We start from the raw sequence: 23,269 nt of genomic DNA, 5'->3' as shown, positions 1-23,269 counted from the left end.
ATTGCCGCACTGTTACCGAATCCGAAAGGGTTCATGTCAGCAAAAGCCCTTTGTGTTTTTGTAACAGGACATTATCCTGCCGCCCTTCTGCTGAACCGCTTCACTGCCTGCGTCAAATCGTAGCGGCCAGCTTATCCCCCAAAAAGATCAAGAAAGACCCTATTCATGCCCGATTTTCCGTTCTCCCGAGACAGCGCTATCTCAACCCTGCGCCTGATCGGCGGCTGCACCGCCCTTGGCCTCGCCACCTGCACTCAGGCCGCCCCGGCCTTCGACAGTGAATCATCGTGGATGCTCGGTGACTGGAACGGCACCCGCAGCGAACTCTCGGCGAAAGGTATCGACTTCAAGCTCGACTACACCGGCGAAATGGGCAGCAACCTGCACGGCGGCTACGACCACGACCGCACCGCCCGCTACAGCGACCAATGGGGCCTCGGCACCCACCTGGACCTGCAAAAGCTGCTGGGCTGGAACGACGCTGAATTCCAGCTGACCGTGACCAAACGCAGCGGCAACAACATCAGCAACGACCGCATCAACGACCCGCGCGTCGGCGGCTTCACCTCGGCCCAGGAAGTATGGGGTCGTGGCCAGACCACCCGCCTGACGCAGATGTGGTACCAGCAGAAATTCTTCGACCAGAAGCTCGACATCAAGGTCGGCCGCTTCGGTGAAGGCGAAGACTTCAACAGCTTCCCGTGCGACTTCCAGAACCTGGCGTTCTGCGGTTCGCAGGTCGGCAACTGGGTCGGCGGTATCTGGTACAACTGGCCGGTCAGCCAATGGGCGCTGCGCGTCAAATATCACCTGACGCCAGAGCTGTACGCGCAAGTCGGCGCCTATGAGCAGAACCCGTCGAACCTCGATCGCGGCAACGGCTTCAAGCTCAGCGGCAGCGGCACCCAGGGCGCGATCCTGCCGATCGAACTGGTGTGGAAACCGAAGCTCAACGGCCTGCCGGGCGAATACCGCGCCGGTTACTACTACAGCAACGCCAAGGCCACCGACGCCTATAAAGACAGCAACGGCCAGCCCGCTGCCCTGAGCGGCGAAGCCTATCGCAGCGCTTCGAGCAAACACGGCGTGTGGCTCGGCGTGCAGCAACAGATCACCAGCGTGGCCAGCGACAACTCCCGTGGTCTGAGCGTGTTCGCCAACGGCACGATGCACGACAAGAAGACCAACGCCATCGACAACTACGTCCAGGCCGGTGTGGTCTACAAGGGCCCGTTCGACGCCCGCGCAAAAGATGACATCGGCTTCGCCCTGGCCCGCGTCCACGTCAACCCGGCGTACCGCAAGAACGCCGAGGCGACCAACCAGGCCCGCGCTGTCTACGACTACGACGATCCGTCCTTCCTGCCCCCACAGGACACCGAATACAGCGCCGAACTCTATTACGGCGTGCACGTCACCAACTGGCTGACCGTGCGCCCGAACCTGCAATACATCCGCCATCCGGGCGGTGTGGACAAGGTCGACGACGCGCTGATCGGCGGGATCAAGATCCAATCGTCGTTCTAATCCAGCGCACGCGGCTCAGTCCTGCGAAAGAAATTCGATAGCAAGACAAGTTTTTATCTGAACCATGCCTGCGCCCAATCGTCATCTAAAGTGACTACAGCGCGGGACTACATAAACGTCACGGAGAATCACACTATGAGCACTGAAGGTGCTTCGAGTCGAAGCCGTCTTCTGCCGAACCTGCTCGGCATTCTGCTTCTGCTGATGGGCCTGGCCATGCTGGCCGGGGGAATCAAGCTGAGTACGCTCGGCGGCTCGCTGTATTACCTGCTGGCCGGTATCGGCATCACGCTGACCGGCATTCTGATGCTGATGCGTCGCCGCGCAGCATTGGGCCTGTACGCCATCGTGCTGTTCGCCAGCACCGTCTGGGCGCTGTGGGAAGTCGGCCTGGACTGGTGGCAACTGGTGCCGCGTCTGGCGCTGTGGTTTGTCCTCGGTTTCGTGATGCTGCTGCCGTGGTTCCGTCGTCCGCTGCTGCTCGCAGGCCCGGCGCCGATGGGCACCGGCGGTTTGACCGTGGCCGTGATTCTGGCCGGCGTCACCGCCCTGGCCAGCCTCTTCACCCACCCGGGCGAAATCTTTGGCGAACTGGGTCGCGACACCGCCGACACCACCAGCACCGCGCCAGCCATGCCTGATGGCGACTGGCAGGCCTATGGCCGCACCGAGTTCGGTGACCGCTACTCGCCACTCAAGCAGATCACTCCGGCCAACGTCGGCAAACTGCAGGAAGCCTGGCGCATCCAGACCGGCGACCTGCCGACCGCCGATGACCCGGTCGAGCTGACCAACGAAAACACCCCGCTCAAAGCCAACGGCATGCTCTACGCCTGCACCGCCCACAGCAAAGTGCTGGCGCTGGACCCGGACACCGGCAAGGAACTGTGGCGTTTCGACCCGCAGATCAAGAGCCCGGTCGGCTTCAAGGGCTTCGCCCACATGACCTGCCGTGGCGTGTCGTACTACGACGAAGCCGCGTACGCCAAGTCTGAAAACGCAGCCTCCGCTGTCATCTCCGAGGCCGGCAAAGCCGTCGCCCAGGCCTGCCCGCGTCGCCTGTACCTGCCGACCGCCGATGCACGCCTGATCGCACTGAACGCCGACACCGGCAAGATCTGCGAAGGCTTCGGCACCAACGGCGTGGTTGACCTGACCCAGGGTATCGGCCCGTTCACCGCCGGTGGCTACTACTCCACCTCGCCTGCCGCGATCACCCGTGATCTGGTGATCATGGGCGGCCACGTGACCGACAACGAATCGACCAACGAGCCATCGGGCGTGATCCGCGCGTTCGACGTGCGTGACGGTCACCTCGTCTGGAACTGGGACAGCGACAAGCCAGACGCCACCGAGCCTTTGGCGCCAGGCGAAACCTACAGCCGCAACTCGGCCAACATGTGGTCGCTGGCCAGCGTCGATGAAAAACTCGGCATGGTTTACCTGCCACTGGGCAACCAGACCCCGGACCAATGGGGCGCCGACCGCACCCCGGGCGCCGAGAAATTCAGCGCCGGCGTCGTGGCTCTGGACCTGGCCACCGGTAAAGTGCGCTGGAACTACCAGTTCACCCACCATGACCTGTGGGACATGGACGTCGGCAGCCAGCCAACCCTGCTGGACATGAAAACCGCCGACGGCATCAAACCTGCGCTGATCGCCCCGACCAAACAGGGCAGCCTGTACGTCCTCGACCGTCGCGACGGCACGCCGATCATCCCGATCAAGGAAATCCCGGTTCCCCAAGGCGCCGTGAAAGGCGACCACACCGCCCCTACCCAGGCCCGTTCGGACCTGAACCTGCTGGCCCCGGAACTGACCGAAAAAGCCATGTGGGGCGCCAGCCCGTTCGACCAGATGCTGTGCCGCATCCAGTTCAAGGAACTGCGCTACGAAGGCCAATACACGCCTCCGTCGGAACAGGGCAGCCTGATCTACCCGGGTAACGTCGGTGTGTTCAACTGGGGCGGCGTCTCGGTCGACCCGGTTCGCCAGATGCTGTTCACCAGCCCGAACTACATGGCTTTCGTCTCGAAAATGGTGCCACGCGAAAAAGTCGCCGCCGGCAGCAAACGCGAGAGCGAAACCGCTGGCGTGCAACCGAACACCGGCGCGCCATACGCGGTGATCATGCACCCGTTCATGTCGCCACTCGGCGTACCGTGCCAGGCCCCGGCCTGGGGCTACGTCGCCGGTATCGACCTGACCACCGGCAAAGTCGTCTGGAAACGCAAGAACGGCACCAGCCGCGACAGCTCGCCAATCCCGATCGGCTTCACTCTGGGCGTGCCAAGCATGGGCGGCTCGATCGTCACTGCCGGCGGCGTCGGCTTCCTCAGCGGCACCCTCGACCAGTACCTGCGCGCCTACGACGTGAACACCGGTAAAGAACTGTGGAAATCGCGTCTGCCCGCGGGTGGTCAAGCGACTCCGATGACCTACACCGGCAAGGACGGCAAGCAATACGTTCTGCTCGTGGTGGGCGGTCACGGCTCGCTGGGCACCAAGATGGGTGACTATGTGATTGCTTACAAACTGCCGGAATAAGCTTTAGCGGCGGTAAAGGAAAGGCGATGCCCTGAGAGGGGTGTCGCCTTTTTTTGTGGGCTGCGTTTTTTTAAACGGGGTGTTTATGTCCTACAGACGGGGTGTTTGCAGGGGATGTTTCTGACATGTCGCGTCGGTTGTGGCTCGGAAATGGGGTGGATAGGCTTTGGGGGTCGCTGAAACATTCAGCGAACGGGCGTCGCAGTCCGTGCAGTTCACTTGGTGCATAATCGCCACCCCAAACTGGAGTGCTTCGGTATTTCTCGTTTGCTTATGGTGGCTGTGCGCGGGATACCTTCGGGTATGCCGGAGTTTTCCGAGTGATCCGGTCTGCGAACCCGCGCACAGCTGCCACCCTCCATCGTTTCGCAGCGATTCGTGGTAGCTCAATTTGTCACTTGGAGTTCCACCATGAAAAAACCAACACCCAATCCCCCCGAATCAAACGACACCTCGCCCTACGAATCCCCTGATTCAAAGAAACTCCACGAAGCCGCCGAACGCGCGCTCGACCACCATTTCAATCCCATCCCCAAAAAATGCCCCGGTCGCCGACCGAGCCAGATGTTCCAGATCTCGCCAGACATGGACGATGAAAGCCTGTTGGCCCATGCCTGTGAGTCCCTGGCCACCGCCAGCGTCATGGCCAGTGATGTAGCGGCTTTTGTCGATACGCCGCAGCGACATCGGATCCTCGGGATTCAGCAGGTGATCATGCTGGCGGAACTGGCGGTGAATCGGGTGCTGGATAACGTCGAAGTACAACGTTACCCAACACCCAGCTAAGCGACCCTGACAAAATCGACTGCCAGCCACAGACCGCATTCGCTGGCAGATCGATTGGGACGCAGAGCGTCCCGGGCTGCATTCCCACGCAGAGCGTGGGAACGATCAATAACGTCGAGGTCAGTCGATATCCGGCATAAATGCTGATGAGGTCTCTGCGGGAGTCAGGCTTGTGGTGAGTCAGTCATGACGCTGCCCTCACCCTAGCCCTCTCCCGGAGGGAGAGGGGACTGACCGCGTTGTTTGGGAGAGGTACGCCGACGTGAGATACCGAGTCGAACTCAGGTCTTAGAGCCCCAATCGGCTCCCTCCTCCTCTCACCATCACCTTCTCCCTCTGGTCTTCCCTGCTCTTCCCTGCTCTTCACCACTCAACACGATGAGCGTTAGCTCGAGTAAAGCTCTTGACGTGCCGGCCCCATCGGAAGGCTGAGTGGAGGGATTTATCCGGGGGTGGGAGCGCAGCGACCGTGCGGCGCAGCCGCATGCATCGAGAGGAGGTGCAGCGAAGCAAACCGTAGGCGATGCCCCCGGATGAATCCCGGAACGAAGGGACGCCGAGCCACAGCGAGGCGCCGAACGCAGGGGCCAAGACCTTTGGTTACTTTGGGGCGTTTGCCAAAGTGACCCGCTGTAAGAGCGGAACCGCCAGCCGCAACACCCGCAGAAACGGATATGCACACAACCCCAATACAGCATGGCCGGCCCAAAGGCCGCCAAGCCCACCCCCCAAAACCCTGTCAAAACCCTGAACACACAAGCAGAAACACCCACCCCCATTGAAACCACCCAACCCCTGCCCCATCTAACAGCCATACCCAATTGCGCAGGTGCCCCATGAGCGACCAGCAAGAATTCCCCGAAAACCCCGACGACATCACCGAAACCGACGCCGAACACATCGAACACCACGTCCCCGGCAAAGGCCTGGCCCTGCCCGGCCAGAACCTGCCGGACAAGGTCTACATCATCCCGATCCACAACCGCCCGTTCTTCCCGGCCCAGGTCCTGCCGGTCATCGTCAACGAAGAACCCTGGGCCGAAACCCTCGAACTGGTCAGCAAATCCGAACACCACTCCCTGGCCCTGTTCTTCATGGACACACCCCAGGAAGACCCGCGCCACTTCGACACCAAGGCGTTGCCGCAATACGGCACCCTGGTCAAGGTGCACCACGCCAGCCGCGAAAACGGCAAACTGCAATTTGTCGCCCAGGGCCTGAGCCGCGTACGCATCAAGACCTGGCTCAAACACCACCGCCCGCCCTATCTCGTTGAAGTCGAATACCCGCACCAGCCCACCGAGCCGACCGACGAGGTCAAGGCCTACGGCATGGCGCTGATCAACGCGATCAAGGAACTGCTGCCGCTCAACCCGCTGTACAGCGAAGAGCTGAAGAACTACCTCAACCGCTTCAGCCCCAACGATCCGTCGCCGCTGACCGACTTCGCCGCCGCCCTCACATCGGCGACCGGCAATGAGCTGCAGGAAGTGCTGGACTGCGTGCCGATGCTCAAGCGCATGGAAAAAGTCCTGCCGATGCTGCGCAAGGAAGTCGAAGTCGCACGCCTGCAGAAAGAAATCTCCGCCGAAGTGAACCGCAAGATCGGCGAGCACCAGCGCGAGTTCTTCCTCAAGGAACAGCTCAAGGTCATCCAGCAGGAACTCGGCCTGACCAAGGACGACCGTAGCGCCGACCTCGAACAGTTCGAGCAGCGCCTGGAAGGCAAGGTCCTGCCGACGCAGGTACAGAAGCGCCTCGAAGAAGAGATGAACAAACTGTCGATCCTCGAAACCGGATCGCCGGAGTACGCGGTCACCCGCAATTACCTCGACTGGGCGACCTCGGTGCCATGGGGCGTGTACGGCGAGGACAAGCTTGACCTCAAGCACGCGCGCAAGGTGCTGGACAAGCACCACGCAGGGCTCGAGGACATCAAGGACCGGATCCTCGAATTCCTCGCGGTCGGTGCCTATAAAGGCGAAATCAGCGGCTCCATCGTGTTGCTGGTCGGCCCGCCGGGCGTGGGTAAAACCAGCGTCGGTAAATCCATCGCTGAATCCCTCGGCCGGCCGTTCTACCGCTTCAGCCTCGGCGGCATGCGCGACGAAGCCGAAATCAAGGGCCACCGTCGCACCTACATCGGCGCGCAGCCGGGCAAACTCGTGCAGGCGCTGAAAGACGTCGAAGTCATGAACCCGGTGATCATGCTCGACGAGATCGACAAGATGGGCCAGAGCTACCAGGGCGACCCGGCCTCGGCGCTACTGGAAACGCTTGATCCGGAACAGAACGTCGAATTCCTCGACCACTATCTGGACCTGCGGATGGACCTGTCGAAAGTCCTGTTCGTCTGCACCGCCAACACCCTGGATTCGATTCCCGGCCCGTTGCTGGACCGGATGGAAGTGATTCGCCTCTCGGGCTACATCACCGAAGAAAAAGTCGCCATCGCCAAGCGTCACCTGTGGCCGAAACTGCTGGAAAAGGCCGGCGTGTCCAAGGGCAGCCTGAGCATCAGCGACACGGCGCTCAAAGCCTTGATCGACGGCTACGCCCGTGAAGCCGGCGTGCGCCAGCTGGAAAAACAGATGGGCAAACTGGTGCGCAAAGCAGTGATGAAGCTGATCGAGGATCCGAAAGCGGTGATCAAGATCGGCCCGAAAGACCTCGAAGCGTCCCTCGGCCATCCGGTGTTTCGCAACGAGCAAGTGCTGTCCGGCACTGGTGTGATTACCGGCCTGGCGTGGACCAGCATGGGCGGTGCGACCCTGCCGATCGAAGCCACGCGGATTCACACGCTCAATCGCGGTTTCAAACTCACCGGGCAACTGGGCGATGTGATGAAGGAGTCGGCGGAGATCGCCTACAGCTACGTCAGTTCGCACCTGAAATCCTACGGTGGCGATCCGAAATTCTTCGACGAAGCCTTCGTCCACCTGCACGTGCCGGAAGGCGCGACCCCGAAAGACGGCCCGAGCGCCGGCGTGACCATGGCCAGTGCCCTGCTCTCGCTCGCCCGTAACCAGCCGCCGAAAAAAGGTGTGGCGATGACCGGCGAGCTGACGCTGACCGGGCATGTACTGCCGATTGGCGGGGTGCGCGAGAAGGTGATTGCGGCGCGGCGGCAGAAGATCTTCGAGTTGATTCTGCCGGAGCCGAATCGCGGAAACTTTGAAGAGTTGCCGGACTACCTGAAGGAAGGCATTACCGTACATTTCGCCAAGAAGTTTGCGGATGTGGCGAAGGTCTTGTTTTAACCCGGTGTAACCAAGGCATTGCCTCTATTGGAATGCCTTGGTCTAAATAACCAAGCGAAGATTCGATATCGCAAAAAACGATAAAAAACTGTCAATTACTACAGTAGCCTGTCGCCACATCTCCCTCCAGACTTCCCTTTCGAACTTAGTCATTCAGGGAGTCCATCAATGTCAACACAATCGAATATGTCCGATTATTTTACGGTTACACAAAATGGCCAAAAACTCTTCGAAACCGACCATATCGCGGTAAAGCAAGAACAAGGCTACATAACAATCGAAGGATCCAAGGAACTGGGTTTTCCGAATGGACAGTCAATCAAACTTACAATTGATCCATCAACGCCTGACGGCGAGCACGAATTCAAGAGAGGTGAGAAGTTACTGGAAGTTTTCTACCTCAACATAAAGGGAACACAGTACGCCTACAGGGGAACGTTTACTTCCGAGTTGGACAACACCAACAGGAAATATCGAATTGATTTTGAACTTGATTTCCACGGCCATCACGATCCTATTCAGGTGCAACTCGACGTTAGTGGATAAACACTCCCCAGACTCAGGCTGATCGACAGCGCGCAGCCTTGGCCTGCTCGGCTTTGGTCACACTTTGTCTCATCTTCAGTTATGCTCGCCGTTCGTCGCCAACGCCGGAGCCACTGAATCCATGTCCCCCCTTCGCCTGTTTGTCCCGCTGTCCATCGCTCTGCTGGCCGCCTGCGCCACGCAACCGAAAACCAACGTGACCGTGGAAAAACAGAGCCAATGCCCGGTGCGGCTGACCAACGGGCAGAACCTGATCGTCATGCTCCCGAGCAACCCCACCACCGGCTACCGTTGGGCCATCCAGGATTCCGCCGGCGGCGTATTGCGCGCCCTCAGCCCCGAGGTCTACAGCAATCCGGAAGATGCCGGCGTGGTCGGCGCGGCCGGTCTCTCGACCTGGCGCTTCCAGGCTTTCGCCCCCGGCACCGGGCGTCTGCGCCTGACTTCGCAGCAACCCTGGGCGCCGGAAGTGTTGCCGGTGGAGACCTTTGACTGCGCCATTTCGGTGAACTGATCGTGGGCTGGCTGATCCTCGCGCTGATGGGCGCAGTGACCTTTCTCTATGGCCTCAGCACCCATGCGGCGCTGCTGTGTCTGCTGGTCAAACCGTTGCCGGTATTGGCCCTGCTTGGCTGGTTGCATGATGCGCCGCCCAGCGACTATCGCCGCTGGATCAGCCTCGGTCTGATTTTCTCGTTGATCGGCGATGTGCTGCTGGCGTGGCCGGGGGATTTGTTCGTGTTTGGCCTGGGTGCGTTTCTGGTCGCGCATCTGGCGTATCTCAAGGCTTACCTCAGCGATTGCCGGCGCCTGGCCCTGCTGCCGCTGATCCTGGCGCTCAGTGTCGGCGCTGTGCTGTTGGGCATCCTGATCTCCAGCGGATTGGGGCCGCTGACCGTGCCGGTGATCGTTTACGGAATGGCCATCAGCGCCATGCTCTGGCGCGCCCTGGCCCGGCTCGGCAGCGGCGTACCTCAGCGTTCGGCGTTGCTGGCGGCGGGCGGCGCGGTGGCGTTCGTGTTCTCCGATAGCGTGATCGGCATCAACCGGTTCGTGTCACCGTTCAATGCGGCGCCTTACATCATCATCCTCAGCTACTGGCTGGGGCAGTGGGGGATTGCGGCATCGGCGTTCTCCCAAACCAAACGTCCCGACCTCTGAAACCGATCGTTACTACGCGCTGCGTCTTTGCGTAAGTGACGCAGAGCGTCACGGGATGCATTCCCACGCGGAGCGTGGGAACGATCACCCGCTGCAAAGCGGTTTATCAGACAACCCGCGCATCTGCGCGTCAGTTTGGCTAAAATGCCGGCCTTTTCATCGACACCGCCGGAACCGCCGTGAGCAAAGAACCCGATCGCATTTTCGCCCAGCCGATGGCCCAGGTGCCTGACTTCGCCTTCAACGAAGACGTGGTGCGGGTGTTCCCGGACATGATCAAGCGTTCGGTGCCGGGTTACCCGACCATCGTCGAAAACCTCGGTGTGCTCGCAGCGCAGTTCGCCCAACCGAACAGCGTGCTCTACGACCTCGGCTCATCGCTCGGTGCGGTGACCCAAGCCCTGCGCCGCCATGTGCGCACTGACGGTTGCCGGGTGATCGCGGTGGATAACTCGGCCGCCATGGTCGAGCGCTGCCGCGAATACCTCAACGGTCAGGATTCGATGTTCCAGGAGTTGCTGCCGGTCGAAGTGATCGAAGGCGACATCCTCGCCCTCGATTTCAAACCGGCTTCGGTGGTGGCGCTGAACTTCACCCTGCAATTCATCGCCCCGGATCAGCGCACGGCGCTGCTCTCGCGCATTCGCCAATCGTTGCTGCCGGGCGGCGCCCTGATTCTGTCGGAGAAGCTGCGTTTCAACGATGCCGAAGAACACGCGCTGCTGACCGACCTGCACGTCGCGTTCAAACGCGCCAACGGCTACAGCGAACTGGAGATCGCCCAGAAGCGCAGCGCCATCGAAAACGTCATGAAGCCCGACAGCCTCGAAGAACACCGCGAGCGCCTGCTGGCCGCCGGGTTCTCGAAAGTCGTGCCGTGGTTCCAGTGTCTTAACTTTGCCTCGTTGATTGCCTTGCCATGATTGATCTGTCCCCCCTCGCCCGCCGTCTGGCCGGCACGCCGCTGGCCGAATGGGCCAACACCCTGCAAGTGCAGCTCGACAAGAAAATGGAAAAAGGCCACGGCGATCTGGAGCGCTGGCAAAGTGCGCTGGACGCCCTGCCGAAGATCCAGCCGACCGAAGTCGACCTGCTCGACGGCCTGAAGCTGGACACCGATTGCGACGACGAAACCCGCGCCCAGATGCGCACCGCGCTGATGGGCCTGTCGCCGTGGCGCAAGGGGCCGTTCGATCTGTTCGGCGTGCACGTCGACACCGAATGGCGCTCGGACTGGAAGTGGTCGCGGGTCTCCCCGCATCTGGATCTGAAGGGCAAACGCATCCTCGATGTCGGTTGCGGCAACGGCTATTACATGTGGCGCATGCTCGGTGCCGGCGCCGACAGCGTGATCGGCGTCGATCCGAACTGGCTGTTCTTCTGCCAGTTCCAGGCAGTGCAGCGTTATCTGTCAGAGCCGAATGCCTGGCACCTGCCGTTCCCGTTCGAAGACCTGCCGCCGAATCTGGAAGGCTTCGACACGGTGTTTTCCATGGGCGTGTTCTATCACCGCCGCTCACCGATCGAGCATTTGCTGGCACTGAAGGATTGCCTGGTGAAGGGTGGCGAACTGGTGCTGGAAACGCTGGTGGTCGAAGGCGACAAACATCAAGTGCTGGTGCCGGAAGACCGTTATGCGCAGATGCGTAATGTGTGGTTCCTGCCGTCGGTGCCGGCGCTGGAATTGTGGCTGCGTCGTGCCGGTTTCACCGATGTGAAATGCGTGGATGTGAGCACCACCACCGTTGAAGAACAGCGCGGGACCGAGTGGATGAAGTATCAGTCGTTGAGCGACTTCCTTGATCCGGATGATCACAGCAAGACGATCGAAGGGCTGCCGGCGCCGATGCGGGCGGTGATTGTCGCGAAGAAGTAAATCTTCCAAACACCACAAAACCTGTGGGAGCGAGCCTGCTCGCGATTGGATCTGACAGCCACGAAGTATTGAATGTCAGACCGCTATCGCGAGCAGGCTCGCTCCCACATTGGTTTTGTGTTCAGTCTGCCGGTTTCGCGCGCCGCGCCCTGAAGAACTCGGTCAACACCGCCCCACACTCCTCCGCCAGCACCCCGCCTTCATACAACACTCGATGGTTGAGAAAGCCCTGAGTGAAGAACTGCCCCTGACTCTGCACAATCCCGGCCTTCGGCTCCAGCGCGCCGTACACCACACGCGCAATCCGCGAATGCACGATCAGCCCGGCGCACATGCTGCACGGTTCCAGCGTCACGTAGAGCGTGCTGCCCGGCAGTCGATAGTTGCTCACAGCCTGAGCGGCGGCGCGGATCGCGACCATTTCCGCATGAGCACTCGGGTCACTGGTGCTGATCGGGCAGTTGAAGCCGCGCCCGATGATTTCGCCATCCTGCACCAGCACCGCGCCCACCGGCACTTCGCCGAGGGCTGCGCCTTGGGCCGCCAACTCCAGCGCCTCGCGCATGAAGTCGCGGTCACGGCTGCGGTCGATGATCGCCGCGGGGCGAATCTGGCGCATCACTTCACCTCGATGGCGGCCATCAGGCCGGTTTCCATGTGATCGATCACGTGGCAGTGGAACATCCACACCCCCGGGTTATCCGCCACCAGCGCCACTTGCGCGCGCTCGTTCTTGCCCAGCAGATAGGTGTCGGTGAAGTACGGCACGATCTTGTGCCGGTTCGACGCAATCACCTTGAAGCTCATGCCGTGCAGGTGGATCGGGTGCTGGTACTGGGTCATGTTCTTCAGTTCGAAAATATAGCTCTGGCCCAGTTTCAGGCTGGCGATCGGCCGGTCAGCGCAGGTCTTGTCGGTGATGTCCCAGGCCTTGCCGTTGATCTGCCACAGGCTCGGCGGCTTGCCGTTGTCGACATTCACCGACACCGACCCGACCCATTCGAAATTGAAGTTGAGTTTCTCGGCATTGGCCAGGTCCGGCTCGGCCACCGGGTTGGCCGGCAGCGCTTTCGGCCAGTCGGTTGGCGCGTCATTGTTGGCCACCGAACGTAAAGTGCCGAGGCGAACCGGGCCGTTGCGCAACGACAGTTCCTCGCCGGCCGGCGGTGCCTTGATCGCCAGGCAGATGCGCATGCCCGGGCCAAGCCAGTATTCCTTGCCCAATGGGCGCGGCTCGACCGGGTTGCCGTCCAGCGCATAGATCTGCGCTTCGACGCCGGGAATGTTGATGCGATAGGTCAGGGTGTTGTCGAGGTTGAGCAGGCGTACGCGGGTGATCTGCCCGGCTGGCAACTCGATCACCGGCGTAGGCACGCCGTTGATGGTCGACAGCCGACCCGCCGTACCACCACGGGCCGCTTCGCGCGGGATGCTGAATTCGACGAAGTTGCCCTCATCATCGATGTGCCAGTTTTTCAGGCTCAGGGTCTTTTCGTACTTGAACCCGGTCGGCTCGCGCTCTTCGACAATCAGCGGCCCGACCAGCCCGCGACCGAGTTCTTCGCTGCTGCTGACATGCGGGTGATACCAGTAGCTGCCGGCATCCGGCACCCGGAATTTGTAATCGAAGTATTCGCCCGGCAGCACCGGCAATTGCGAAACGTACGGCACGCCGTCCATTTCCAGCGGCAGACGGATGCCGTGCCAGTGAATGGTCGTCGCCACCGGCAGATGGTTGATGAAGCGCACACGCAGCCACTCACCCTGACGCACGCGCAATTCGGTGCCCGGTGCCGACGGGCCGAAGGCCCAGGCTTCAGTCTTGTGCCCTGGCACCAACTCGACGTCCAGTGGCGCGGCGATCAACTCATAATCATGCCCCGCATCGGCGTCGGCCACCTTGCCCAGCCAGTAACGCGTCGCACCACCGGCTCCCGCGCCAACCACTGCCAGACCGGCCAGGCCACCGAGGATTTGTCGACGGGAAAAGGACATGGACACAACTACCTCACAGATCAGCCGCAGGCCGGGACGCCCGCAAAAGGCGAATACGATACACCTGCGCCTGGGAAACAGTAAGGGTGACGCGGCGGATGGCCGCAGATTCGCTCACCTGCGGGTGGTACATATGTACCGCACTGTCCTCGAACGAACGGCTCATTCTCGGGCTCTCTTCTCAAGGATCAGAGCCAATGAACCCAGCAGAAACCCGCACACTGCCCAACGCCGCCGACAAGGCCGCCCTCCGGCACATGGCCACGCAGGTCGTCACCGCTTGCCCGAGCCTGAACGACACGGCCCGTCAGGTCGCCACAGAGCTGATGACCAGACACGGCATCACCGGCCTCGACCCCGATCACGTCTATTACCACCGGTTCAGAACCGCACAGAGCCTGTCCGTCTCCTTCACCGGCTGGCAGCACTACGGCGAAAAACCCTATGAGAGCCTGACCCTGACGCAACTGGTGATTCACCGGTTCCGCGCCACGGATCAGGACAACGCTGACCTGCTGGATCTCTACGGCGGTTTCTACACCGCAGGGCCGGACACCGAAAATTTCGATGCAACCAACGAAGTGCGCCTGCACGGCAACGAGGTTTTGAACGACTTCTGGCACATCAACTTCAGCGAGCGCTACCGCAACGAGCTACACACCTTCTGGAGCAGCCACGCCAGCGAGTTCCGTGCCCTGGCCAAATGCAACTTCCTCCATAAGGCTGTTGAAGCGCGGGAACTCGGTCATCTGAACGACGAAGATTTTCAGACAGTGATAACGGCGTTGTGCGGCTCTCTGACCTGGCCTGTCGACCTGCACGCCCTGCAGAGCGAATTCGAACCCGGTCATGGCCTTCGGGTCTGCATGCTGGAGATCGACGGTCATGTCGCTACCAACCTCCTGCGCATCATCAACTCGCAGGGACGGCAGATCGTTTATGTACCCGGAGACAGCGAAGCATTCCATGTACTGGACACGCCCGCCGACCTGCACTGGTGGGCCCTGCAACAGTTGAAAGAGAATGTGCCCCGTGAACATTTTCTCGGCCATTTCCAGCTGGCTGACCGACACTCGATCAGCGAGAACATCAACGATCTGACAGATCGACTGGTCAGCACCTGGAGCCACGGAGACCATCACCTGGTCAATGCCGCAGATCGGGCGATAACAGAGGATGCGTTCACCTGGCTTCGTGATTCCACTCGCGATGCGATGTTCGCCGAGGCCGACTTTTCCCTGACTTCGAATGGCGATCTGCGCAAAAAGTTGTGGATCGGCTACCTCAGTGCCGGGTTGAAAGTGTTCGGACCGATGGCCATCGTGGGCTGGCCTGTTGCATTACCGGTGATTGGTGCCAGCCTGGCCAACATGGGGCTGAACATTGACAAGGCAGTCAACGGCAAAACTGCCGGCGAGCGCAAGGAGGGCGTTCTCGCAGCGGTGCTCAGTGGCATCGATGCGCTGCTCAATATTCCATTTCTGAAGGGAACCGGGGCACTGGCGGAGACGGAGTCTGGTGAATTTTCGCAAGCGATCGAGGCAAGCGAAATGACTGAAGCCGGCACGGCATCGGAACTGGAATCCGAACAGCCGAACGAACTTGTTTCAGCCGTGGAAGAGTTGTCGCCAGCCCCGTCCGAAAACCTGCCGGGGTCGAGGATCCCGCAGAAATATCAGTCCAACGAAGTGCTGGACGGACTGACGCCAGTCTCGGAGCCCGGCAAGTATCAGGGGATTTACCGACTGAACACCGAGCCTTCCTGTGCAATCGTGATGAATGACACCGCTTATTACGTTCGCTACTTCAACGATTCACAAGGTGGCGGATTCTGGGCGATCGTCGACCCGGTCAAACCTAACCAGCTGGTTCATGCATTGCCGGTGCGATTGAACAGTGAAGGCGTCTGGGAGCGGATGACTCAACTGGGGCTCAAGGGCGGGGGGCAGTGTCTCGGCAAGCAATGCACCCTGGAGGTGGCCATGGAACTCGACGCACGCGAGCCCGCACCCGAAGAACCGGAACAGCTCCCCGCGCAATCCGATCCGCAGACGCCACTGACCACCGAGCCTCTGCCTTCGGCTTCAACCTCGGCCCCGGCCCCGGCCCCGGCTTCGAACGACATCCGCCTCGTCAGAACACCTTACGACGTCGACACCGTACGCCGGCAAGAACTGAAACGCTGGGCCATGCAACTGCGCGAAACGCATATTCAGATGCAGGTCGGTCCGGACGGTACGTTGATCGCAGCGGATCGATACGCCCCCCATTTCGCCGAGAAGGCCAGAGCACTGCTGTTTTCCGCGAGACGTTTCTTCCACAATCTTTCCTGGGCGACCTTGCCGCCCCGCCCGGCGATACCGGCTGTCACCGCCTCAACGACCTTCGCGGACTTCAGTGCCCAGGCACTTGAAGCAGCGCCAGGCCTGGTGATCGGCGAAACCCCTGGCCGCATCACCAGCATGCGCCTGATGATTCAGAACATGCCCGCTCTGGCTCGCCAAGGGGTCAAGACCCTCTACGTGCGCCGTTTGCTCAGCGATTTCGCCCAGGCCGACCTGAACAGTTACTTCCAGTCCGGGGTCATGTCCAAAGACCTGGAAAAGTATCTAAGCCGGCTCGGCACCGACCCGGCAGCGCAGTTTGACGAACTGGCGCTGGTGAAAAGCGCCCGGCAGAACGGGATCAGAGTCCAGGCTACCGACTGCGCGGCAGTATATAAAAGACCCGTATCTCTCCCGCGCCCCGAAGAGCAGATCGCGACCAACCATCTCACAACCGACATCATGTTCATGGATCAGTCGCTGAATGTGGTCGGTAAATGGGTGGTGCTGACCGGAGCAGAAAACACCAACACCTTCAGAGGCTTTGCCGGTATCAGCGAACTGGAGGGCGGCATCGGGGTGCGAATCGAAGAGGTGGATCCGGGACAAGGCGAACGGTTGACGACAGACCCTGGTATTGAGATCGAGCGAGGCCCATACCCGCTGCCAACCATGATGGGCGGAAATTCCGATCCCCTGTACGCCGATGTGCTTCTGAAAATGGAAGCACCCTCTGTGAGCCGAAGCGGGTTGCAAATACACCAACTGCTTTATCGCGCCGGCATGTATATGTTTGAGCGCTTTCAAGGCACCTATCGGTTGTTTCACCGCAGCGTTAATGGAGAGCTGGTGCAAACCCCGATCGAGACGTTCGCTGATGGACGGTATTACATAGATCGGCCAACCTGGGGCTCAATCCATCGTGTCCCTTTCGACAATCTTGAACAGTTATCCAGCGCGTTGAAACAAATGGGACTGCAGCTCCAAAGCCGCCTTCCAAACTGATCGAACGCTGTGTCGATGGTTTTCCCGACACCGGACAGGCCTCATCCGGCCTGCCCGGGTCAGGATCACTTCGCTGCGGAGTTTTCCTATCTGCCGTTTGACTTGATACGACAACAACCTGTCCCGGCGTCTGACAGACAAATCACGCCTTGGCTTGAAATGATCGCGGTGTTTTTTTTCAACCACCACGCTCAAGGAAAGACTGTGGACACAACCAACGACATCACGCTGCCCAACTCCGACGACCGAAAAGCGCTAAGGGCGTTGGTCCCGGCACTGGTCGAGGCCTGCCCCGACATGTACGAAATGGCCTGCGCGATTGCCAGGGACATTCTTGATCGTCATGGCATCAGAGGCCTGGAGCCGGAGCAGGTTTACTGGCATCGATTCCGGGCCGCCCAGAGCAGCCCCCGAACTTTCACCGGCTGGGAACACCTGTTCGAAGTCCCGCGCGAATCGATGACCTTGCCGCAACTGGTGATCCAGCGATTCAGCGTGCACGACCAGGACAACGCCGACCTGCTGGATTCCGATGCCGGTTTCTATACCGCCGGACCGGATGCCGGCACCTACAACGAAACCAACGAAGTCCGGTTGCACAGCAGCGATGTACTAAAGGCGTTCTGGGCGATCAATTTCGCTGACCGCTACCGGCAAAAGGTGGACTCTTTCTGGAGCAAACACGGCACGACATTCCGGACACTGGCCAAATGCACCTTCCTGGCCAAGGCGATGGAGGATCGTGAAAGCGGTCGACTGTCGGATGACAATTTCAGGGTGGCAGTCAAAGCCATCGCCGGCAATGTGAGCTGGCCGGTCACGCGCAAAATGCTTGAGGTTGAGGTACTGCCGCCCGATGGCCTGCGCGTGGGTCTGCTGAAAATCGGCGGCTTCGTTGCGACCGATATCCTGTGCATCAGCGATGGAAAGGGCGGCGTCATCCTGTACGTACCGGGAGAAATCTGGGGCGTGCACGCCTTGCAGAACGCTCGCGACCTGCATTGGTGGGTGCTGTCGCAGATCAGAAAGCCTTCGGATCGAAAACGCTTCATGGCGCATTTCCAGGTTGCCGATCACGACATCATGGAAGATACCTCCTGGCGTGCGGTCGCCAATCGCCGCTGGCTCTGGGTACTGGGGCCTCTGGCAGGCATCGTTTCGGAGCTCTGGCGCGCCCCGCATATCGAAAATGTCGGGCTCAGCCATGTCCTGGATCTGCTGGTCAGTACCTGGGACAGCAACGATCACACGCTGGTTGCCCATACCGGCGAAGCGTTGGACAAGGACATTTTTTCCTTCCTGTCGACGGCAACGCAGGCGCGGATGATCAGCGATGCGGAATTCATGATGCATTCCAATGGCGACCTGCGCAAAAAGCTGTGGATCGGTTATCTCAGCGCATTCAACCGGATGTTTGGCCCATTGGCTGCCGTTGGCTGGCCAGTGGCGCTGGCGGTCGTTGGCGCCGGCATTGCCAGCGTCGGTCTGCAAATCGATCAGGCCGTGAATGGCAAAACGCCTCAGGCGCGAAAGGCCGCCGTGACCGGAGCGATATTCTCTGCCATCGATACGCTGTTCAACGCCACCTTTATCAAGGGCAGTGGTCGACTGCCGGAGATCGCCGAGACCAATACCGTCATCGCGTCGCAAGAGTCCATTGCTGAAACCGGACTGTCCATTACCACAGAAGAAAAACTTTCCGCAGCGGCCGCTATCCGTTCGCCACTGCCTGAACTGGCAGAGATCGCACCGAAACAGGTTCTACCTGCGCAGCCCGAGGATTTCCTCGCTTCATTCAAGACCGTGCCCACCGAGGCTTCGCGGATTGAGGCCGGCAATCCAAAATTCAAGGAAATTATTCGTACGCCCTCCGGTAAACAGTACATCTACATGCGCCGCGCCTCGGGCGACGGCTTTTATCAGGTTCGCTATGTCGGGCAGTTGCGGGGTTGGGTCATCATCGATCCGGCCAATCCCTACTCGTTCTATCGCAACGTGCCGGTGCGCCTGAACGAAGCACGCCAGTGGGAGCCTGTCGCTCGGCCCGGACTCAGAGGCGGCATGAAAATTTTCGGTGAGTGGCCCTGGGGGCACACTGCCGATCCGCTGCCCGAAGTATCGACAGAACCGATGCCCTATGATGTCCCCGGCGCCTCCAGAACGACGATGCAGCCCTTGGCAGAAGCCCGTGTCGATGACTTTCCGCTGGACAGCGTCAACGGGAGTGACCGCCTGTATCAGACGTTCAAATCCACACGCCGCAATCTTTATGACGACGCCATCAACTTCTACGCCGCCCCGAATCAGCCCCCACGTCCACCCCTGCCTGCATTCAAGTCCGGCACGTCCTTTTCCGAGATGAGCAAGCGCGTGCTCAAGGAAACGCCCGGACTGGTAATCGGCCAGGACAACACCACCGGCGCCCGGCAAGTGCTGATCGACAACCTGAAGGTCATGAGCAAACAGAAGGTCAAGACCTTGTACATGGATCATCTGCTGACCGATTTTCATCAGGTGGATCTCGATGCCTTCCACAAGACCGGCAAGATGTCTCCCGCGCTGGAGGATTATCTGAAACTTCTGGATTCACGGCTCGATACAGATCCAGCTTCTGCCCACACGTACACTGAACTGGTCAGGAGCGCACAGAAGAATCATATCCGCGTGCAGGCCCTCGACTGCATGGCCAGCCGGCGCTTTCCGCTCATGGAGCAAACATCCGATATCAGTAGCCGGAAAATGATGAACTACTTTTCCGATACCGTGATCCGGGCCGATCAGGCAGCAAGGGGCTCTCATCGCTGGGTCGCGCTGGTGGACCAGGAACGCGCCAGCACCTTCGAAAACGTTCCCGGGCTCAGTGAACTGGTAGGCGCTGCATCGCTGCGTGTCGAGGCAGTTTCTCTGGATCCGATTCGCGGAATCACGGTCGACCCTGGTAAAAAAGTATTCGATTTGCTGCAACGGCCTGTCGACCTGATAAAGAGTGACTTGCGCCTGCAACTGCAAGCCACTGCCGCGACAACCACCGCGCGCACGCTCGATGAAGCGCTGCCACGCAAAGGCATGTTCATGGTTCAGGTCGAGCGCGGCCAGTCGATGCTGGTCCACCGCAGTGGCAACGGCCAACTGGTGAACACCCCTGTCCAGCGAGATGAAGGTGGCATTTTCGTGACACGACCACGTTGGACTTCTGTCACGGGTCGTCATTTCGAGAGCATTCAAGCACTGTCCGAAGCCCTTGAAGATGAAGGCCTGAGTCTGAGGCGGGTGCGTATCGATCCCAAAGCCATACCTGGCAAATCACCAGCCATCGGCGAGCCGCCCATTCCTTCTGTGTCGGCAAGCAGCGCGCAGAGGATGCCTTTCCCGTCATCCACCGTAACGGATACTCCGCAGGTCACTTCGCCGTATGACATCCTGCCTCAACACCGTCAGGCCCTGACAGAAGCGGTCATCGGCCATGAACCTCGCCTGCTGTCAGACGAGTTTACGGTCAGTGAATCCGCCGAGGCCTATGCGAACTTCAAAGCCCTGAGAAAACGACTGCTACAGGATGCCATACGCTTCTACGCGGATCTGCGCCTGCCTCAGCGCCCGGTCGCTACGCCGCTGGACCCCGCCTCGTCGGGTCCCACAATCATCGCCCGGCTATTCGAAGAGTTTTCGGGACTGGTCGTCGGCGAGAGCCATTCAGAGATCGGCGCCAAACAGTTTCTCATCGACAATATGCAAACCCTGGCCAGACACGGTGTAAAAACCATCTATCTGGAACATCTGCTGACAGACTTTCACCAGGCGGCTCTGGACAACTTTGCCAGGACATCGGTAATGCCCCGGAATCTCGAGTGGTATTTGATCAGTCAGGACCTCGGGCATCTGACCGATCCATCCGGACGCTATACCTTTCTCAATCTGGTGCTGGAGTCAAACAAGCATGGCATCCGGGTTCAGGCCATAGACTGCATGGCCAGTTACAAACTGGACGGCATGCAGACCTACGAACTGGCGATCCGGCAAAAAATGATGAACTTCCACGCCCGGACAGTGATAAGCGCCGACCAGACAACAAGAGGCACGCACCGGTGGGTGGCGCTGATGGGGAACTCTCATTCCAATACCTTTGAGGGCGTTGCGGGAGTCAGTGAACTGGAGGGTGCCATTGGTTTGCGCGTCGAGGATGTTGCCCAAGGGCACTCAAACGGCATCGAGCCCGATCCGGGCAGAACGTTTCTCGACCACAGTGGCGCCTCCGCCGGCCTGGCCAAGGGCGACCTGCGGCTGCAGGTGGAGACGCCCTGGTATGCGCAAACGAGACCGGAACTGGAAAAACTGCTGGCCCGACCTGGGCTCTACACCTTGAAGCGAGAACCTCGGCAAACCTTCCTTTGCCACCGATCCCGCGAGAACCGGATGGTGCTGACTCCGATCGAATTCGAATCCGGTCGCTTTTTCATCGAGCGTCCCTCATGGCCCAACCTCCATGAAAAACGTTTCGACAGCATCCATGCACTGCTCAAGGCACTTGATCAACGCGGCATGAAGCTGGCCGGCTGGTCAAAACCCTTGTAATCAAAAACAAAAAACCGTGTGAATCACTGATTCACACGGTTTTTTGTATTGGGTGCGTTTATGCCTTCAGGGCTTAAGCGGGATCACTCCCACTCAATGGTCGCCGGCGGCTTGCTCGACACGTCGTAAGTCACGCGCGAAATGCCTTCGATTTCATTGATGATGCGGCCGCTGACGGTTTCCAACAGTTCGTAAGGCAGGTGAGCCCAACGCGCGGTCATGAAGTCGATGGTCTCCACGGCACGCAGGGCCACGACCCAGGCGTAACGACGGCCGTCGCCGACCACGCCAACCGATTTCACCGGCTGGAACACGACGAAGGCCTGGCTGACCTTGTGGTACCAGTCGGCCTTGCGCAGTTCTTCGATGAAGATGTGGTCGGCGCGACGCAGCAGGTCGGCGTATTCCTTCTTCACTTCGCCGAGGATGCGCACGCCCAGGCCCGGGCCCGGGAACGGGTGACGGTAGACCATGTCGTACGGCAGGCCCAGTTCCAGGCCCAGACGACGGACTTCGTCCTTGAACAGTTCGCGCAGTGGCTCGACCAGTTTCAGGTTCATCTCTTCCGGCAAGCCGCCCACGTTGTGGTGCGACTTGATCACGTGGGCCTTGCCGCTTTTCGCGCCAGCCGACTCGATCACGTCCGGGTAGATGGTGCCCTGAGCCAGGTACTTGATGTTGTCCAGCTTGCAGGATTCGGCATCGAACACGTCGATGAAGGTACGGCCGATGATCTTGCGCTTCTTCTCCGGATCGGCTTCGCCGGCCAGGTTGTTCAGGAACTGGTCTTCCGCGTTGGCGCGGATCACCTTGACGCCCATGTTCTCGGCGAACATGGCCATCACTTGCTCGCCTTCGTGCAGACGCAGCAGGCCGTTGTCGACGAAGACGCAGGTCAGTTGATCACCGATGGCCTTGTGCAGCAGCGCCGCAACCACCGAGGAATCCACACCGCCGGACAGACCCAGCAGCACGTTGTCGGTACCGACCTGTGCGCGGATGTTGGCGATGGCGTCTTCGGCGATCTTCGACGGGGTCCACAGGGCTTCACAGCCGCAGATGTCGAGAACGAAACGCGACAGGATGCGACCGCCCTGCTTGGTGTGGGTCACTTCCGGGTGGAACTGCACGCCATAGTAGGCGCGCTCGTCGTTGAACATGCCGGCGATCGGGCAGCTCGGGGTGCTGGCCAGGATGTGGAAATCGCTCGGCATCCTGGTGACCTTGTCACCGTGGCTCATCCACACGTCGAGGCCGAACAGGCCGTCAGCGTCGATATGGTCTTCGATGCCGTCGAGCAGGCGGCTCTTGCCGACCACGTCAACGCGGGCGTAACCGAACTCACGCAGCTCGGAGCCTTCAACCTTGCCGCCCAGTTGTTCGGCCATGGTCTGCATGCCGTAGCAGATACCGAAGACCGGTACGCCCAGATCGAACACCGCTTGCGGGCAGCGCGGGCTGTTGGCTTCGTGCACGGACTCGGGACCGCCGGCGAGGATCACGCCTTTTGGCGCAAATTCGCGGATCGCATCTTCGTCCATGTCGAACGGGTGCAGTTCGCAGTACACACCGATCTCGCGCACGCGGCGGGCGATCAGTTGGGTGTATTGCGAACCGAAGTCGAGGATCAGGATGCGGTGAGCGTGAATGTCGAGGGCCATGATTCAGTC

Annotated in this window: 15 protein-coding genes; 11 read left to right on the top strand and 4 right to left on the bottom strand. The window is 60.2% G+C overall.

The genetic code is table 11. The features are described 5' to 3' along the window. Positions 1 to 165 precede the first annotated feature (165 nt). The 9 genes from ACM6JM_RS13015 to cmoB all read left to right on the top strand — a co-directional run bounded on the left by ACM6JM_RS13015 (position 166) and on the right by cmoB (position 11,703). The gene (locus ACM6JM_RS13015; RefSeq protein WP_414882020.1) at positions 166 to 1,527 is read left to right on the top strand and encodes a carbohydrate porin; all 1,362 of its coding nucleotides are present in this window, start codon (positions 166 to 168) and stop codon (positions 1,525 to 1,527) included. Positions 1,528 to 1,662: 135 nt separating this feature from the next. After that, positions 1,663 to 4,074: a glucose/quinate/shikimate family membrane-bound PQQ-dependent dehydrogenase gene (locus tag ACM6JM_RS13010; RefSeq protein ID WP_039765764.1), complete on the top strand. Its 2,412-nt coding sequence runs from the start codon at positions 1,663 to 1,665 to the stop codon at positions 4,072 to 4,074. Between the two features lie 411 nt (positions 4,075 to 4,485). Then, positions 4,486 to 4,860 (top strand): DUF6124 family protein, encoded by a 375-nt coding sequence (locus tag ACM6JM_RS13005; protein ID WP_074688510.1) that lies wholly within the window; start codon positions 4,486 to 4,488, stop codon positions 4,858 to 4,860. 836 nt (positions 4,861 to 5,696) lie between these two features. Further along, on the top strand, positions 5,697 to 8,120 hold the full coding sequence (gene lon / locus ACM6JM_RS13000; protein ID WP_414882019.1) for an endopeptidase La: 2,424 nt from the start codon (positions 5,697 to 5,699) through the stop codon (positions 8,118 to 8,120). Positions 8,121 to 8,288: 168 nt separating this feature from the next. Beyond that, positions 8,289 to 8,666 (top strand): hypothetical protein, encoded by a 378-nt coding sequence (locus tag ACM6JM_RS12995; RefSeq protein ID WP_414882018.1) that lies wholly within the window; start codon positions 8,289 to 8,291, stop codon positions 8,664 to 8,666. A gap of 121 nt (positions 8,667 to 8,787) precedes the next feature. Further along, entirely contained in the window at positions 8,788 to 9,180 is a 393-nt protein-coding gene (locus tag ACM6JM_RS12990) for a protease inhibitor I42 family protein (RefSeq protein WP_039765755.1), read from the top strand. Positions 9,181 to 9,182: 2 nt separating this feature from the next. Then, positions 9,183 to 9,827, top strand: coding sequence for a lysoplasmalogenase (locus ACM6JM_RS12985; protein WP_203546241.1), 645 nt, complete (start codon positions 9,183 to 9,185; stop codon positions 9,825 to 9,827). 215 nt (positions 9,828 to 10,042) lie between these two features. Next, on the top strand, positions 10,043 to 10,750 hold the full coding sequence (gene cmoA, locus ACM6JM_RS12980) for a carboxy-S-adenosyl-L-methionine synthase CmoA (protein ID WP_219736936.1): 708 nt from the start codon (positions 10,043 to 10,045) through the stop codon (positions 10,748 to 10,750). After that, a complete protein-coding gene (gene cmoB, locus ACM6JM_RS12975; protein ID WP_134334218.1) occupies positions 10,747 to 11,703 on the top strand; it encodes a tRNA 5-methoxyuridine(34)/uridine 5-oxyacetic acid(34) synthase CmoB in 957 nt (318 codons plus the stop codon). Before cmoA ends, cmoB begins: the two co-directional genes overlap by 4 nt. Positions 11,704 to 11,824: 121 nt before the next feature. Here the strand turns inward: cmoB and tadA are convergent, their stop codons facing one another. Genes tadA through ACM6JM_RS12960 form a run of 3 tightly spaced genes read right to left on the bottom strand, consistent with a single transcriptional unit; the run spans position 11,825 to position 13,864 of the window. Beyond that, positions 11,825 to 12,322, bottom strand: a complete 498-nt coding sequence (gene tadA / locus ACM6JM_RS12970; protein ID WP_039765748.1) for a tRNA adenosine(34) deaminase TadA — start codon at positions 12,320 to 12,322, stop codon at positions 11,825 to 11,827. Next, positions 12,322 to 13,698, bottom strand: coding sequence for a multicopper oxidase family protein (locus tag ACM6JM_RS12965; protein ID WP_414882017.1), 1,377 nt, complete (start codon positions 13,696 to 13,698; stop codon positions 12,322 to 12,324). Before ACM6JM_RS12965 ends, tadA begins: the two co-directional genes overlap by 1 nt. Positions 13,699 to 13,711: 13 nt before the next feature. Further along, positions 13,712 to 13,864, bottom strand: a complete 153-nt coding sequence (locus ACM6JM_RS12960; RefSeq protein ID WP_158248865.1) for a hypothetical protein — start codon at positions 13,862 to 13,864, stop codon at positions 13,712 to 13,714. A gap of 31 nt (positions 13,865 to 13,895) precedes the next feature. Here ACM6JM_RS12960 and ACM6JM_RS12955 point away from each other — a divergent pair, with 31 nt between their 5' ends. After that, positions 13,896 to 17,027: a membrane-targeted effector domain-containing toxin gene (locus ACM6JM_RS12955; protein WP_414882016.1), complete on the top strand. Its 3,132-nt coding sequence runs from the start codon at positions 13,896 to 13,898 to the stop codon at positions 17,025 to 17,027. Between the two features lie 15 nt (positions 17,028 to 17,042). Then, positions 17,043 to 21,599 (top strand): membrane-targeted effector domain-containing toxin, encoded by a 4,557-nt coding sequence (locus tag ACM6JM_RS12950; RefSeq protein ID WP_414882199.1) that lies wholly within the window; start codon positions 17,043 to 17,045, stop codon positions 21,597 to 21,599. A gap of 83 nt (positions 21,600 to 21,682) precedes the next feature. On the opposite strand, the gene guaA is transcribed toward ACM6JM_RS12950, so the two are convergent. Continuing rightward, complete coding sequence (gene guaA, locus ACM6JM_RS12945) at positions 21,683 to 23,260, bottom strand: glutamine-hydrolyzing GMP synthase (RefSeq protein WP_064599229.1); 1,578 nt, start codon at positions 23,258 to 23,260, stop codon at positions 21,683 to 21,685. Positions 23,261 to 23,269: the final 9 nt, after the last annotated feature.

Origin of the sequence: Pseudomonas sp. IT-P2 (genome assembly GCF_949767575.1) — a bacterium.
GTDB classification, from domain to species: Bacteria; Pseudomonadota; Gammaproteobacteria; order Pseudomonadales; family Pseudomonadaceae; genus Aquipseudomonas; species Aquipseudomonas pharyngis.
This window is presented reverse-complemented; position numbering and strand designations above follow the sequence as displayed.

What these genes read in the sequence shown, in the direction of transcription:
- guaA (WP_064599229.1), bottom strand. Translation starts at nt 23,260, where the DNA reads ATGGCCCTCGACATTCACGCTCACCGCATCCTGATCCTCGACTTCGGT.
- tadA (WP_039765748.1), bottom strand. Translation starts at nt 12,322, where the DNA reads ATGCGCCAGATTCGCCCCGCGGCGATCATCGACCGCAGCCGTGACCGC.
- ACM6JM_RS13015 (WP_414882020.1), top strand. Translation starts at nt 166, where the DNA reads ATGCCCGATTTTCCGTTCTCCCGAGACAGCGCTATCTCAACCCTGCGC.
- ACM6JM_RS12960 (WP_158248865.1), bottom strand. Translation starts at nt 13,864, where the DNA reads ATGAGCCGTTCGTTCGAGGACAGTGCGGTACATATGTACCACCCGCAG.
- ACM6JM_RS12950 (WP_414882199.1), top strand. Translation starts at nt 17,043, where the DNA reads ATGGTTTTCCCGACACCGGACAGGCCTCATCCGGCCTGCCCGGGTCAG.
- ACM6JM_RS12995 (WP_414882018.1), top strand. Translation starts at nt 8,289, where the DNA reads ATGTCAACACAATCGAATATGTCCGATTATTTTACGGTTACACAAAAT.
- ACM6JM_RS12965 (WP_414882017.1), bottom strand. Translation starts at nt 13,698, where the DNA reads ATGTCCTTTTCCCGTCGACAAATCCTCGGTGGCCTGGCCGGTCTGGCA.
- ACM6JM_RS13005 (WP_074688510.1), top strand. Translation starts at nt 4,486, where the DNA reads ATGAAAAAACCAACACCCAATCCCCCCGAATCAAACGACACCTCGCCC.
- lon (WP_414882019.1), top strand. Translation starts at nt 5,697, where the DNA reads ATGAGCGACCAGCAAGAATTCCCCGAAAACCCCGACGACATCACCGAA.
- ACM6JM_RS12990 (WP_039765755.1), top strand. Translation starts at nt 8,788, where the DNA reads ATGTCCCCCCTTCGCCTGTTTGTCCCGCTGTCCATCGCTCTGCTGGCC.
- ACM6JM_RS12955 (WP_414882016.1), top strand. Translation starts at nt 13,896, where the DNA reads ATGAACCCAGCAGAAACCCGCACACTGCCCAACGCCGCCGACAAGGCC.
- ACM6JM_RS13010 (WP_039765764.1), top strand. Translation starts at nt 1,663, where the DNA reads ATGAGCACTGAAGGTGCTTCGAGTCGAAGCCGTCTTCTGCCGAACCTG.
- cmoB (WP_134334218.1), top strand. Translation starts at nt 10,747, where the DNA reads ATGATTGATCTGTCCCCCCTCGCCCGCCGTCTGGCCGGCACGCCGCTG.
- cmoA (WP_219736936.1), top strand. Translation starts at nt 10,043, where the DNA reads ATGGCCCAGGTGCCTGACTTCGCCTTCAACGAAGACGTGGTGCGGGTG.